Here is a 12,879-nt window from a genome sequence, read left to right as displayed (position 1 = left end):
TAAGAAAACTATTTCTCTCTGAATGCCTTAAATGCTGTATCGATTACAGGATCAAGGAGATATCTAAGCAATGTTCTAGTTCCAGTAACGATCTGTACTTCGGCTTGCATACCAGGATGTAATTCTAGATTTTTTATTTTGGCAATTCTATTGAATTCATCCATGTCAATCTCTACTCTAGCAACATAGTAATTATCTTGCTGCCCGGGATGCTGTCTTTCATCTTGAACAATGTCTGGTGATACACTGACTACTTTACCGGTAAATGTTGGAGTAGTACGTGATTTAAAAGCACTAAAGCGTATTTTTGCAACCAGTCCTTCATGTACTGAATCTATATTTTTTTGTGATACTTTTGCTTCTATAATTAATGGATCGTTAGTAGGTGAAATTTCCATAATAGGCTGTCCATGACCTATATAACCACCAATTGTATGATATTTTAGATTATTAATTATACCATCAACAGGTGATTTAATTATTATCCGATTAAGTGAATCAGTTAAAGAGTTATATTTTTCTCTCAAGCTTGCTGCCTGTACTTGGGCTTCACGAAGTTCGGTTAAAGTTCTTTCAGTATATTTATTTTGTTGAGTTATAATACTAATTTGAGCTTCAGTAATAGAATGGTGCGTTCCTGCTATTTCCGTGTCAGTCGTTGCAACGTCACTTTTTGCACTAGCAACTTTTGCTTCTTGTTCTAATAAAGCAGCTTTCTGTACAAAACCCTTTTCTTTTAAAGTTTTTAAAGCCTTTAAGCGATCTTGGTAAACCTCGGCTGTTTTAGTTGCAGCTACTTTTTTTGCTTCTAAGCCTTCAACTCTCTTTTCAAGCTGCGAAATACGTTGTTGCAATGCATCTTTTTCTGAATTAAATACTTCTTTTCTTGATCTAAATAAATTTTCCTGAGTGTGAATTATTTTAGCGACTTCTGGTAAATTAATATCTTGCATTAAAAAATCAGAAAATTCTATTTGTTCTAAATTATCACGCTCAGCAATTAAACGATTTTCAGTAGCTAAAGCAGTGCGATATTGACTTAAAGTGCTCTCATGTTCACTTTTTATTCTGGTTTCTTCAAGCTCAATTAGCTTATCACCGGCTTTAACTTTATCACCTTGCTTGACATAAATAGCGTTAATTATTCCGCCCTCATGATGTTGAATTGTCTTTTTATTTGTGCTTGGCATTAATATTCCAACTGCTACAGCTCCACTATCAAGCGGTGCAACAGCCATCCAAACACCACCGATTAATACTAAAAAAATAATAACATAAATACCGAAAAGTATAGGAGACCTTGCAGCTTGTGCAACGTTATTACGATCTTTATCGTTCTTCTTGGTAGTAAAATTAACAAATCTATCAAGTTTAAGCAGTAAAAATTCTATTACTTGTGAAGTCTTTTTTAATGTGCTATTGATTAAAGCTTTACGTTTAGAGCTTTGACCTTTAAGGCTTAGTGAATTTTCTCTCAAGGACAGTAATTGCTTTAACTGTTCCGGCGTAATTTGAGGTTTATTATTTTTTAAGTCCTGCATAATATTTAATCATTCATTATTATTTTTTGTCGTTGCGAGGAGAGTAGCGACGTGGCAACCTCGTTAAGATAAACTCCTGAGATTGCTTCGCAAAAACTTACGGTTTTTTTTCGCAATGACGATTTTGCACTATTTGTTATTAATATGAATTGTGCCGCCTTTTAAAGTTTTAAAGTGGTTCTGAATTTCATCTGGTGTTCCGTGAACTGCAACAGCACCATCCTGTAATATTAAGATCTTATCAACAACTGATAATACAGAAGGTCTATGTGAAATTACAACGACTGATATTCCTTTTAGTTTTGCTTGCTTTAAAGCACTCGCAAGTGCTACTTCACCAGCTTCATCTAAATTAGCATTAGGCTCGTCTAAAATCACCAGCTTTGGATCACCATAAAATGCTCTAGCAAGTCCTATACGTTGTCTTTGTCCACCTGATAAATTAGAGCCGGCAGGACCTATATCTGAATCATAACCGTCAGGAAATCTTAATATCATTTCATGAGCACCAGCTAGTTTAGCTGCTTCAATAACTTTTTGTGGATTAGCATTGTCTTCCATTCTAGCAATATTTTGCTTGATGCTACCACTGAAAAGCTCTATTCCTTGAGGTAAGTAGCCGACATGTCTGCCAAAATCTTCTCTATTCCAACGATAAATTTCAGCCTCATCTAAACGTACTGAGCCTGAGGATTCTCGCCATACACCAACTATGATTTTAGCTAAAGTTGACTTTCCGGTTGCTGATGGTCCGATAATTGCTAAAATTTCACCTGGTTGTACCGCAAAACTAACACCTTTTAAAATATATTTTGGTGTGGGTGGTTGTGGCATATGCTTTGGAACAGGGTGGGCATAGTAAATATTTTCTACAGTTAAATGTCCCTCAACGTTTGGAATCGGCATTGCTTCGTCACGAGAAGCATAAGTATTAAATAGGTTGTTGATATTTTTGAATGATTTAATAGCTCCGCTCATGCTTTTCCATAATTCAATAGCATTATCAAAAGGAGCAAGTGCTCTACCAACTATTATAGAGCTCATAATCATGTTACCAGGAGTCATTGATGCCCCATGAGTTTCTACAACAAGGTAAGCACCAACGCCAGTAACTGCCATTTGCATTATGTTACGGATAAACCTTGAAAAGTTAGAAATGACGCCATTACGATAGCTAGCGGTTGATTGTTTATCAAGTGCTGCTAAGTTAAATTTATGCCAATTTTTTGTAACATTTTTCATCATCCCCATTGCTTCTACTACTTCGGCATTTCTATTAGCAATATCGGCTTGCGTCATACCTTTAATCGAGAATTCTGTAGCTTCACCTAAGGTTTTGTTAGTAGCCGCCGCATTAAAGAAAGCGGTTGAAACTATTACAATTGCACCAAAAACCGTAATAAAACCGATATACGGATGAATCGAGAAAATAACTGCAATATAGATCAAACTCCAAGGTGCATCGAATAAGGTATTAATTCCGGTACTTGTTAGGAATGTTTTAACGGATTGAAAATCACGTAATAGCTGGCTAGACCCCATATTTACACGTGTTGCTGCCGCTGAAATCGAAGAGGCAAAAATCACTGGTGCTACCGTTCGATCAAGCCATTCTCCCACTTTTATAAGAGTAAAAGAACGAGCAATTTGCAGTAACCCGTAAACAAAGTAAATATAAGCAATTATTATCGATAAATATAATAATGTATATAAATTACCACTACCAAGCACCCTATCTAAAACTTGTAGTGAATAAAGGGGAGTAATTAACATTAGTAAATTAATTACAAAGGCGAACCAAAAAACTATCCAAAAAGCTGTTCGGCACTCTCCTAGTGCGATCATCAAAGGATTTTTTTTATTTAAGGCAGTGTTTTTATTATCCATATTAATTATTTTATAAATAAGTTTTAATTAATTCTTCAGCGATTTGCACGCTATTTAAAGCAGCTCCTTTACGTAAATTATCGCATGTAATCCATAAATTTATGGCGTTCTCTTTACTTTCATCATCCCTAATGCGTGAGACATATACAGCGTCTTCACCCACTACTTCAGTAGGTGAAATATAGGCTAAATCTTTAGTTTGCGAAATCATAACAACCCCGTCAGCATCTTCTAGTATTTCCTCAACTTCTTTAGCATCCACTTTACTACTAAATTCTATATTAACGGATATAGAATGACCAACAAATACAGGTACTCGTACAGAAGTTACGCTAACTTTAAGATGATCACCAATAATCTTCTGTAGCTCTAAAGCAATTTTTGATTCTTCACTTGTATAACCATCTTTATTTAAATCACCTATGTGAGGAAATAAATTGAATGCAATTTGTTTTGGAAATATGTTGGGGCTTTTTTCTTCAAAGATATACTTAGATTTTGTTTGATCATAAAGTTCATCCATTCCTGCTTTACCTGCTCCGGATACTGATTGATAAGTAGATATTACAACTCTTTTTATACTTATTTCATTATCTAGCGGTTTAAGCACAACTGCAAGAGGAATCGCAATGCAGTTAGGATTCGATATAATATTTTTAATGGCAAAGTCTTTAAGTGTTGATAAATTAGCCTCAGGTACAATTAAAGGTATATCTTCACTTAGTCTAAAAAAAGAAGATTTATCAATAACCATACAGTTTTTAACAATAGCAATTGGTATAAACTTTTTTGATACCTCCGAACCTGCTGAAAAAAATGCAATATCTATTTCTTCAAAATCTAGATCATCTAAGCTACTTATTTGTAATACTTGCTCGCCAAAACTAACTTTTTTTCCAATAGAATTATTTGAGGCAACAGCATAGATTTTATTAATAGGAAAATTGCGTTCTGCTAGAATATTTAAGGTTTCACGACCTACATTTCCGGTAGCACCGATAACAGCAATATTATATTTCTTAGTCATTTTTATTTAATTAATCCAATAAGTTTTTCACCACCAATAATATGAAAATGGAAATGAAAAATAGTTTGTCCGGACTTCTCGCCTTTATTGGTGATTAAGCGATATCCGTCTTTATCTAGTCCTGCTTTATTTGCTATATCAGAAATCTTAGCAAAAAAATGTTTTATTTCTTCCACTGAAGCTTTAGAAATAAAATCGGCGTAATCGATATATTCATTTTTAGGTATAATAATAATATGTACTGGTGCAACAGGTGCTATATCTTTAAATGCTAAAACCTGCTCATCTTCATAAATTACTTCTGCCGGTAAATTTTTATTTATAATCTTTGCAAAAATATTTTCTTTATTGTACATAATTATTACGCTCCAGAAATTTTAATTCAGCTTCTACTTGTGAACCCGCAACTACTATATCTTTAAGCGTAAAATCATTTCTTTTTAAATGATTTTCTCTAATATCGGCAGCAAAAAAACCGAATATTAACATGACAATTAGCTTTAATGCAAATGTTAACTCAGATATATTAATTGCCATTGCTATTAAATTTATCGTTACAGCTATAATAACAGGTAACCACATTTTATGGTATAATGCCCAGAATACACTTAAAAGTGCTGCTGTCCATGAAAAACTTTCTTTAATGACAATAAAATTATTATTTTTTTGTGCAGGGTTAATGTATATTGCATATATATTCATTATTTAAACCTTGAAAATTCAAAAAAAGATAATTAACTATAACTGGATTACTCAAGTAATAATTAACATTATTTAATTATTATAAATAATGAATATATTACTTAATCAGCAAATTAATATCAATAAATTTTACATTATGTCAGATAATTTAGCCTTACATGGCACTACAATACTTTGTTTAAAAAAGAACGAAGAAATAATTATAGCAGCAGATGGACAAGTTTCACACGGCAATACAGTATTAAAATCTACTGCTCGAAAATTACGAACTATAGCTAATAATAAAATTATTGCAGGTTTTGCTGGTTCTACTGCTGACGGGCTTGCTTTATTTGAAAAGTTAGAAGTAAAAATAGAGCAACATAAGCATAATTTGCTTAGAAGTGCGGTTGAGCTTGCAAAAGATTGGCGTAGCGACAAATATTTACGTCGTTTAGAAGCAATGATGATTGTTGCTGATCGCAATCATATACTAATTTTAACTGGTAACGGTGATGTTGTTGAGCCAGAGAATAATGTTGCAGCAATAGGTTCAGGCGGTCTATTCGCCTTATCCGCAGCACGTGCTTTAATGTCTTACGATAATCCTCTAACTGCTGAAGAAATTGCTTTAAAATCTATGAATATAGCAGCAGATCTTTGTGTATTTTCTAACCATAATATTATAACGGAAAAAGTTGTATGAAATCTACTAAAACTACTAATACTAATAAAAAAGACCCTATGGGGCTTACACCTTCTCAAATAGTTAACGAGCTTAACAGATTTATCGTAGGTCAAGAAAAGGCTAAAAAAGCCGTTGCTATTGCCCTTAGAAATCGTGGTCGTCGTAAAAGAGTAGAGGGAAATTTACGTAATGAAATAGTACCAAAAAATATCTTAATGATAGGTTCAACGGGAGTCGGTAAAACAGAAATTGCAAGAAGACTTGCTAAACTTACTAATTCTCCTTTTTATAAAATAGAAGCAACAAAGTTCACCGAGGTTGGCTATGTAGGGCGTGACGTAGAATCAATAATTCGTGATTTAGTAGAAATAGCGGTTAATACTCAAAAAACGATAGCTAAAACGGAAGTAGATATTAATGCACGTGAGAAAGCAATCGAAAGAGTATTAGAGAGTCTAGTAGGTAAGACTTCAAGTAGTAAGACAAGAGAAAAGTTTCAAGAAAAAATCTTAAGTGGCGAGCTTGATGATACGGAAATTGAAATTAGTGTAGCTGATACAGCTCCTGTAGGCGGAGGTAGCTTTGAAATACCTGGCATGCCTGGGGCATCTATGGGAGTGCTTAATCTTGGTGATATGATAGGAAGAGCTTTTGGAACGACTAAAACTAAAACAAAGAAAATGTTAGTTAAAGAAGCAATGAGTATAATTTTATCAGAAGAGTCTGAAAAATTAATTGATCAAGAAAAAATCATCCAGCAGGCAATTAATTTAGTTGAAAATGATGGGATAGTCTTTATTGATGAAATTGATAAGATTGCCTCAGTAGCTAATTCTGGAGCAAAGAATTCAGAAATAAGTAGAGAGGGCGTGCAAAAGGATTTACTACCTTTGATTGAGGGGACAACAGTTAATACAAAATATGGTCCTGTTAAAACAGATCACATATTATTTATTGCTTCAGGAGCTTTTCACATTGCAAAACCCTCAGATTTATTACCTGAATTGCAAGGAAGATTACCTATTAGAGTAGAGCTGAATTCATTAACTAAAGAGGATATGATAAAGATACTACTTGAGCCTGAAACTAGCTTAATAAAGCAATATTCGGCTTTAATAGGTACTGAGAAAGTAGAACTTGAATTTACGAATTCCGCTATAGAGAAAATTGCAGATTACGCTACTACAGTTAATCTAGAAATCGAAGATATAGGAGCAAGAAGATTGCATACTATACTTGAGAATTTACTTGAAGATATAAGCTTTAGAGCTAGTGAAATGCAAGGTGAAAAAATATCTATAGATGATAAATTTGTAGAAAATCAATTATCAAAAATACTAACTAATCTTGACTTAGCAAAGTTTGTTCTGTAGTATACCTTTGCAATCAAAGGTAGTGCTTTAAAACATGATAATTCATATAGCAAGTCTTACATTCAACGGGATTGATATCACTGATGTTGATGTGCAGGTACAAATATCGCCTGGTATACCTGCTTTTACCATAGTAGGGCTTGCTGACAAAACTATTGCTGAGTCAAAAGAGCGAGTTAAAGCAGCTTTATCTTCTATAGGGCTTGCATTACCCACCAAAAAAATTTTGATAAATTTAGCTCCAGCAGATTTAGTAAAAGAGGGTAGTCATTTCGACCTTGCAATTGCTTGTGCAATACTTACTGCTATGAATATTTTGCCAGAAACTGAAATAGCAGAATATCTAATAATAGGTGAGTTATCTTTAGATGGGTCGATATTGCCGGTAAATGGTGCATTGCCTGCGGCAATTGGTGCTACTGCTAGAGGTAAGGGGCTAATTTGCTCGAATAAAAACTCATCTGAAGTTGCTTGGTCAGGTAATGATAATATACTTGTAGCAGGTAATTTAATTGAGTTAGTAAATCATTTTAAAGGTTCACAAGTTCTAAGTCCTCCAGAAGCTATCGTCCAAGACGAGCCAGCAAATTACCCTGATTTTAAAGATGTAAGAGGACAAAATATAGCTAAAAGAGCTTTAGAAATTTCTGCATCAGGTGGTCATAATTTGTTAATGTTTGGTCCTCCTGGTACAGGAAAATCAAGGCTTGCAAGCTGCCTGCCTGGAATACTGCCTAAAATGTCGGTGAAAGAGATTTTAGAATGTAGCATGGTAACAAGTATTGCTGGAAAGTTTTTAGATGGTAAGCTTACTAAAATAAGACCATTTAGAACTCCTCATCATTCATGTTCACTTGCTGCTATGGTTGGTGGTGGTGTTGGAAAAAAGGTAAGACCAGGTGAGATTACACTTGCCCATAATGGCGTATTGTTTTTGGATGAACTACCTGAATTTCCTCAGCATGTTATTGAATCTTTAAGGCAACCTATCGAAAATGGTGAGATACTAATTTCAAGATCAAATGCCCATATAAAATATCCAGCAAATTTTCAGTTAATAGCAGCCATGAATCCTTGTAAATGTGGCTATTTAGGTGATTCTTATAAAGAATGTGTTAAAGCTCCAAAATGCGGAGATGATTATAAAATGAAAATTTCTGGTCCTATTATGGATAGATTTGATTTGCACATAGAAGTGCCTAATATTAATATTTATGATTTAACAAATGAGAGTTCTGAAGAAAAATCAGAAGATATTGCTAAAAGAATAGAAAAGGTACGCATAATCCAAGAAAGAAGATATGAGGGTTATAATATTAAAACAAATAATAGATTGGATGGTCAGTTATTGATAGATTATGCAATGCCCGTAGATGAGGGTAAAGATTTACTAAATGAAGCTGCAAGTAAGTTTCGTTTATCAATGCGTGCTTACAACCGAATACTTAGAGTAGCACGTACTATAGCCGATCTTGAAAGTGAAGATAAAGTTTTAAGAATGCATATTGCTGAAGCTTTAAGCTATCGTAAAATGGAGTATTGATAAATGCATAACTGGATTTTTATGCGGTTTATGGTATGATAATAAATAATATGGAAGGTAATAATTAATATGTCTGAAGTTAATCCTCGTGTAGATTTAGCATTTAAAAAAATCTTTGGAGTAGAAGAGAACAAGGATTTACTAATATCGCTTGTTAATTCGATAGTAGGCAAGGAAGATCAAATTGTAGAGGCGACACTACTTAATCCGTATAATCCGAAAAATTTTAAAGCAGATAAACTCTTTGTACTTGATATTAAAGCACAAAGTGAAAGCGGTAAAATATTTAACGTTGAAATACAAGTAACGGATGAAGCGGATTATGATCAAAGAGCCTTATATTATTGGGCAAAAATGTATACCCAACAATTAAAAGAGGGGGACGATTACTCAAAGTTAAATAAAACGATAGGTATTCATATTCTTAATTTTACAAGTATTACGGACACAGATAAATATCATAATATTTTTAATTTACATGAAAAAGACACCGGCTTAAAATATTTTTATGATATAGAATTACATACGATAGAGCTTAATAAGTTTGCCAAAGTGCTAAAGAGGACATATCGGATATAGTAGAAAAAGTTAAAAATGCTTTAGATATGTGGCTAGCTTTTTTAACACGTCATGATTTGCTTAATAAGGATAACCTTCCTAAAGAGCTAGATAATAAAGATTTAAAAAAAGCGTTAACAGTACTTGAAATAATAAACTTTACTAAAGAAGAAAGAGAAGAATATGAAGACCGCTTAAAGTGGCTTAGAATTGAAACTAATACTCTTAAAAAAGCTGAAGCTAGAGGTGAGGCAAGAGGTGAGGCACGAGGTGAAGCTAGAAGAAATATTGAGATAGCAAAGAACTTATTACTTGATAATGTAGATATAAATACGATAATGAGAGCTACAGGGTTAATTATAGAGGAAATTGAAAAACTAAAAACAGAAATTGAGGACCTTAAGAAATAATTTAGAACTTTTGAACAAAATGAAAAAAATTTACTTCATAGCAGGTGAAGCGTCGGGGGATTTTGCTGGTGGTCGGATAATTCGAAATCTAAAAGCTGATAAAGAATTAAAGATTATCGGAATAGGAGGACGAAATATGGAAGAAGCTGGCAATTTTGAAAGCCTATTTCCAATATCTGAAATAAATTTGATGGGCTTTTTTGAAGTAATACCTCATATTTTTAGGATAAAAAAATTAATTAATAAAACAGTCGAAGATATAATAGATAATAAACCTGACATATTAATTACCATTGATTCGCCAGGATTTACTTACCGTGTGGCAGCTAAGGTAAGAGAGCGTTTGCCAGAACTTAAGATGATTCATATTGTTGCACCATCAGTTTGGGCTTATAAAGAGGGCAGGGCAGCAAAATATGCAAAAATCTATAATTGCTTGTTTGCTCTACTACCTTTTGAGCCACCATATTTTACCAAAGTTGGGCTTGATTGCAGGTATATAGGTCACCCGATAATGGAGCAGGAATTTTATAGTGATAAGGTGGCTTTGCGACAAGAGCTTGAAATAGATGAGGATACAAAAGTTTTATGCGTTACACTTGGAAGTAGAAAAGGGGAAATCTTAAGACATCTACCAATTTTTATCCCTGCTATTGAAAAAGTTTATGATGACCATAAAAAAAAACTTATGGTAATATTTCCGCTTGCAAATCCTGATCATGAAAGAATAATAAAGCCTTTTTTAGAAAAGGTTAGGTTTAATTATATATTCTCATATGAAAGATTGAAAAGCTATGCTGTTTCTGACTTAGCATTAGCCAAATCTGGTACTAATACTTTAGAGATAGCAGCGTCTGGTACTCCTATGATTGTAGCGTACAAAGTTAATATTTTTAGTTTTATTATTATTAGGTTGTTGATAAAAATCAAATATGTTACTTTGATTAATATAATAGGGAATAGAGAAATAATTCCGGAATTTATTCAATTTAATTGTGAAGCTAATCTTATTAGTGATAAATTAAAAGAATTATTGTTAAATCCTCAGGAAGTTGATAAGCAAATAACGGAAAGTCACAAGATTTTACAAGAGTTAGGGTTTAAATCAAACATATATCCATCTTATTTAGCTACAAAAATTATTAGACAAGAATTCTTAAAATAAATTTGTTAAAAGAGAAAGGTTTTTGCTTGAACCGCTCCAAAGCATTTTTTGCGTCATGAAAAACATTAATACTAATATAACAATAAAATATATTTCTATACTTTTTTGCATAGTATTAATCTGTTTCATTAAAGCTTTTAAATCATGCGAAATTTTCTTTTGTTCTTCAATAGTGTCAGAACGCATTGTCATTAAGAAGCCTGAAATGCTTCCTAATTTATTATGCAAAGATTTTAGCTTATCGCTTTCGTTATTTTTTGGATCGTTGTCTTGATCTTGTGTCATATTATATAATGCCTATTATTAAGATCAGTATATATATAGCTTCAAGCAATAAAGTTGATACATCAAATTTAGTGAGTCTCGATTTTGCTCACGTATTTAGTATACGCTCTGCAATCTCGCTTGCAAATTTAATGTCTGAACTTCATTGCTTTTTGCTATACCCTTGATATTTCAAAGGTTGGTAAGCCAAATTTGGGGGTTCATAATTTCTAAAATGGAGTGATATTTACTATAGTCTTTTAATATAATCCAAATATTTCAGTGCTAAATTTTAAAACTCTTGATCTATTTTACAAGCAGTATATAATTATTAGCAAATATATGATCTTAACCAAACTTTAAGTTATTTCTACTACATGTTATTTTAAATGTCAAGAAAAAACCATATTTCATGGTATTTTCTAAGTTTTATAAAAAATGTTAAAAAATATATTAAAAATCAAGTTTTTTTTAGCCACATTATCTTTAATTATATTTATTACCATATTAAACTTCGGCGTATTTTATATTTTTGTACCGGGTAATTTAGCTCAAACTAAAACAATAATTATCGAGCCTAAATTATCTATAAACCAAATAGTTACAAAACTTTACTCTAATAAAGTAATAAAATATCCAGAAGTTTTTAAGATAATTGCTAAAATTTACTCTATAAAAAATCCTCTTAAAAGTGGTGAATATATTTTCACGCATAATATTTCGCCTCTGCAAACTTTAAGAGTTTTAGCAAGCGGCAAGTCTGTAATACATAAAATAATAGTGCCTGAGGGTACTGTAGTTCAGGAAGTTGTAAAAAAAATTAATGAAGAAACACGTTTAGTAGGTGAGATAAAGGGAATAATCCCTGAAGGATTCCTAATGCCATCAACTTATTTTTTCTCATATGGTGATCAAAAAGAGCGAATAATCAATCAGATGAGAAATCTAATGTCTAATAACTTAGATAAAGTGATGATAAATCTTTCGCCTGATTCTCCATTAAAAACTAGGCTTGATATATTAACGCTTGCTTCTATAGTAGAAAAAGAAGCGGGTTCTGATGCAGAGAAGCCTATTATTGCCGCAGTATTTCTTAATCGTTTAAAAAAGAATATGAAGCTGCAAGCTGATCCTACTACTATATATGCTTTAACGGAAGGAAAATTTAAGCTAGCAAGAGCTTTAACTAAAAAAGATTTATTGCAAGAATTGCCGTATAATACTTATTATATTAAAGGATTGCCACCAGGACCAATTTCTTGTCCCTCGTTAAAATCTCTAGAAGCAGTTGTAAAACCTGCTAAAACAGATGCATTATTTTTTGTAGTTGATGGAAAAGGTGGGCATAATTTTTCTAATGACCTTAATGATCATAATAGATTTGTTGAGATGTATAGAAAAAGCATGATTAAAGTACCCGTAATAGATCCAGAGAAAACCAAAGAAAATTATGAATAATAGTGAATTTAGTAAAATAGCTGAAACAGTAATTGCACATATAGCAGACAGGATTGAAGAACAAAATCAGGACATAGATGTAGACCTACAAAGCGATATATTAAGTATTGATACAACTGACGGTATATATGTAATAAATAAACAAAGTGCCGCTAAGGAAATTTGGTTATCATCTCCTGTTAGTGGACCTTATCATTTTTTCTATGAGCAAGGGAAATGGAAAAATAGAGCAGGGCTAGAGCTAATGAGTATTTTAACTGACGAGCTTGGAATTGATTTTTAAA

14 protein-coding genes are annotated in these 12,879 nt (G+C 32.6%); 8 read left to right on the top strand and 6 right to left on the bottom strand.

Going from position 1 to position 12,879, the window contains the following annotated elements; all coding sequences use genetic code 11:
* Window positions 1-8: 8 nt before the first annotated feature.
* From RBE_RS04275 to RBE_RS04255, 5 genes are all read right to left on the bottom strand, one after another.
* The gene (locus RBE_RS04275; protein WP_011477490.1) at window positions 9-1,541 is read right to left on the bottom strand and encodes an HlyD family type I secretion periplasmic adaptor subunit; all 1,533 of its coding nucleotides are present in this window, start codon (window positions 1,539-1,541) and stop codon (window positions 9-11) included.
* A 129-nt stretch (window positions 1,542-1,670) separates the two neighbouring features.
* Window positions 1,671-3,428: a type I secretion system permease/ATPase gene (locus RBE_RS04270; RefSeq protein WP_011477489.1), complete on the bottom strand. Its 1,758-nt coding sequence runs from the start codon at window positions 3,426-3,428 to the stop codon at window positions 1,671-1,673.
* A 10-nt stretch (window positions 3,429-3,438) separates the two neighbouring features.
* Window positions 3,439-4,455 carry an aspartate-semialdehyde dehydrogenase gene (asd, locus tag RBE_RS04265; RefSeq protein WP_011477488.1) on the bottom strand — a complete coding sequence of 339 codons (1,017 nt, stop codon included), beginning with the start codon at window positions 4,453-4,455 and terminating at the stop codon, window positions 3,439-3,441.
* Window positions 4,456-4,457: 2 nt separating this feature from the next.
* Window positions 4,458-4,811 (bottom strand): HIT domain-containing protein, encoded by a 354-nt coding sequence (locus RBE_RS04260; protein ID WP_011477487.1) that lies wholly within the window; start codon window positions 4,809-4,811, stop codon window positions 4,458-4,460.
* Window positions 4,801-5,157, bottom strand: a complete 357-nt coding sequence (locus RBE_RS04255; RefSeq protein ID WP_011477486.1) for a DUF2628 domain-containing protein — start codon at window positions 5,155-5,157, stop codon at window positions 4,801-4,803. The genes RBE_RS04260 and RBE_RS04255 overlap by 11 nt, the downstream gene beginning before the upstream one ends.
* A gap of 136 nt (window positions 5,158-5,293) precedes the next feature.
* On the opposite strand from RBE_RS04255, the gene hslV reads away from it, so the two are divergent.
* The 6 genes from hslV (at window position 5,294) to lpxB (ending at window position 10,873) form a co-directional block, all read left to right on the top strand.
* Window positions 5,294-5,842 (top strand): ATP-dependent protease subunit HslV, encoded by a 549-nt coding sequence (hslV, locus tag RBE_RS04250; RefSeq protein ID WP_011477485.1) that lies wholly within the window; start codon window positions 5,294-5,296, stop codon window positions 5,840-5,842.
* A complete protein-coding gene (hslU, locus tag RBE_RS04245) occupies window positions 5,839-7,197 on the top strand; it encodes an ATP-dependent protease ATPase subunit HslU (RefSeq protein ID WP_011477484.1) in 1,359 nt (452 codons plus the stop codon). Before hslV ends, hslU begins: the two co-directional genes overlap by 4 nt.
* Before the next feature lie 34 nt (window positions 7,198-7,231).
* Window positions 7,232-8,740 (top strand): YifB family Mg chelatase-like AAA ATPase, encoded by a 1,509-nt coding sequence (locus tag RBE_RS04240; protein ID WP_011477483.1) that lies wholly within the window; start codon window positions 7,232-7,234, stop codon window positions 8,738-8,740.
* Window positions 8,741-8,809: 69 nt separating this feature from the next.
* Complete coding sequence (locus RBE_RS09485) at window positions 8,810-9,319, top strand: Rpn family recombination-promoting nuclease/putative transposase (protein WP_011477482.1); 510 nt, start codon at window positions 8,810-8,812, stop codon at window positions 9,317-9,319.
* A 26-nt stretch (window positions 9,320-9,345) separates the two neighbouring features.
* Window positions 9,346-9,708 (top strand): PD-(D/E)XK nuclease family transposase, encoded by a 363-nt coding sequence (locus RBE_RS09480; protein WP_011477481.1) that lies wholly within the window; start codon window positions 9,346-9,348, stop codon window positions 9,706-9,708.
* Window positions 9,709-9,727: 19 nt separating this feature from the next.
* The gene (gene lpxB, locus RBE_RS04225) at window positions 9,728-10,873 is read left to right on the top strand and encodes a lipid-A-disaccharide synthase (RefSeq protein WP_011477480.1); all 1,146 of its coding nucleotides are present in this window, start codon (window positions 9,728-9,730) and stop codon (window positions 10,871-10,873) included.
* Here the strand turns inward: lpxB and RBE_RS04220 are convergent.
* Window positions 10,865-11,158, bottom strand: coding sequence for a hypothetical protein (locus RBE_RS04220; protein ID WP_011477479.1), 294 nt, complete (start codon window positions 11,156-11,158; stop codon window positions 10,865-10,867). The two genes, lpxB and RBE_RS04220, sit on opposite strands and share 9 nt — an antisense overlap.
* A gap of 417 nt (window positions 11,159-11,575) precedes the next feature.
* On the opposite strand from RBE_RS04220, the gene mltG reads away from it, so the two are divergent.
* Both mltG and cyaY read left to right on the top strand, forming a co-directional pair.
* Window positions 11,576-12,595, top strand: a complete 1,020-nt coding sequence (gene mltG, locus RBE_RS04215; protein ID WP_011477478.1) for an endolytic transglycosylase MltG — start codon at window positions 11,576-11,578, stop codon at window positions 12,593-12,595.
* Entirely contained in the window at window positions 12,588-12,878 is a 291-nt protein-coding gene (cyaY, locus tag RBE_RS04210; protein WP_011477477.1) for an iron donor protein CyaY, read from the top strand. The genes mltG and cyaY overlap by 8 nt, the downstream gene beginning before the upstream one ends.
* Window position 12,879: the final 1 nt, after the last annotated feature.

Origin of the sequence: Rickettsia bellii RML369-C, from assembly GCF_000012385.1 — a bacterium.
In the GTDB taxonomy this organism is placed as follows: domain Bacteria; phylum Pseudomonadota; class Alphaproteobacteria; order Rickettsiales; family Rickettsiaceae; genus Rickettsia; species Rickettsia bellii.
Note: the sequence above shows the minus strand (reverse complement) of the source record. Positions and strands in the feature narration are given on the sequence as shown.

What these genes read in the sequence shown, in the direction of transcription:
- RBE_RS04275 (WP_011477490.1), bottom strand. Translation starts at nt 1,541, where the DNA reads ATGCAGGACTTAAAAAATAATAAACCTCAAATTACGCCGGAACAGTTA.
- RBE_RS04270 (WP_011477489.1), bottom strand. Translation starts at nt 3,428, where the DNA reads ATGGATAATAAAAACACTGCCTTAAATAAAAAAAATCCTTTGATGATC.
- asd (WP_011477488.1), bottom strand. Translation starts at nt 4,455, where the DNA reads ATGACTAAGAAATATAATATTGCTGTTATCGGTGCTACCGGAAATGTA.
- RBE_RS04260 (WP_011477487.1), bottom strand. Translation starts at nt 4,811, where the DNA reads ATGTACAATAAAGAAAATATTTTTGCAAAGATTATAAATAAAAATTTA.
- RBE_RS04255 (WP_011477486.1), bottom strand. Translation starts at nt 5,157, where the DNA reads ATGAATATATATGCAATATACATTAACCCTGCACAAAAAAATAATAAT.
- hslV (WP_011477485.1), top strand. Translation starts at nt 5,294, where the DNA reads ATGTCAGATAATTTAGCCTTACATGGCACTACAATACTTTGTTTAAAA.
- hslU (WP_011477484.1), top strand. Translation starts at nt 5,839, where the DNA reads ATGAAATCTACTAAAACTACTAATACTAATAAAAAAGACCCTATGGGG.
- RBE_RS04240 (WP_011477483.1), top strand. Translation starts at nt 7,232, where the DNA reads ATGATAATTCATATAGCAAGTCTTACATTCAACGGGATTGATATCACT.
- RBE_RS09485 (WP_011477482.1), top strand. Translation starts at nt 8,810, where the DNA reads ATGTCTGAAGTTAATCCTCGTGTAGATTTAGCATTTAAAAAAATCTTT.
- RBE_RS09480 (WP_011477481.1), top strand. Translation starts at nt 9,346, where the DNA reads ATGTGGCTAGCTTTTTTAACACGTCATGATTTGCTTAATAAGGATAAC.
- lpxB (WP_011477480.1), top strand. Translation starts at nt 9,728, where the DNA reads ATGAAAAAAATTTACTTCATAGCAGGTGAAGCGTCGGGGGATTTTGCT.
- RBE_RS04220 (WP_011477479.1), bottom strand. Translation starts at nt 11,158, where the DNA reads ATGACACAAGATCAAGACAACGATCCAAAAAATAACGAAAGCGATAAG.
- mltG (WP_011477478.1), top strand. Translation starts at nt 11,576, where the DNA reads ATGTTAAAAAATATATTAAAAATCAAGTTTTTTTTAGCCACATTATCT.
- cyaY (WP_011477477.1), top strand. Translation starts at nt 12,588, where the DNA reads ATGAATAATAGTGAATTTAGTAAAATAGCTGAAACAGTAATTGCACAT.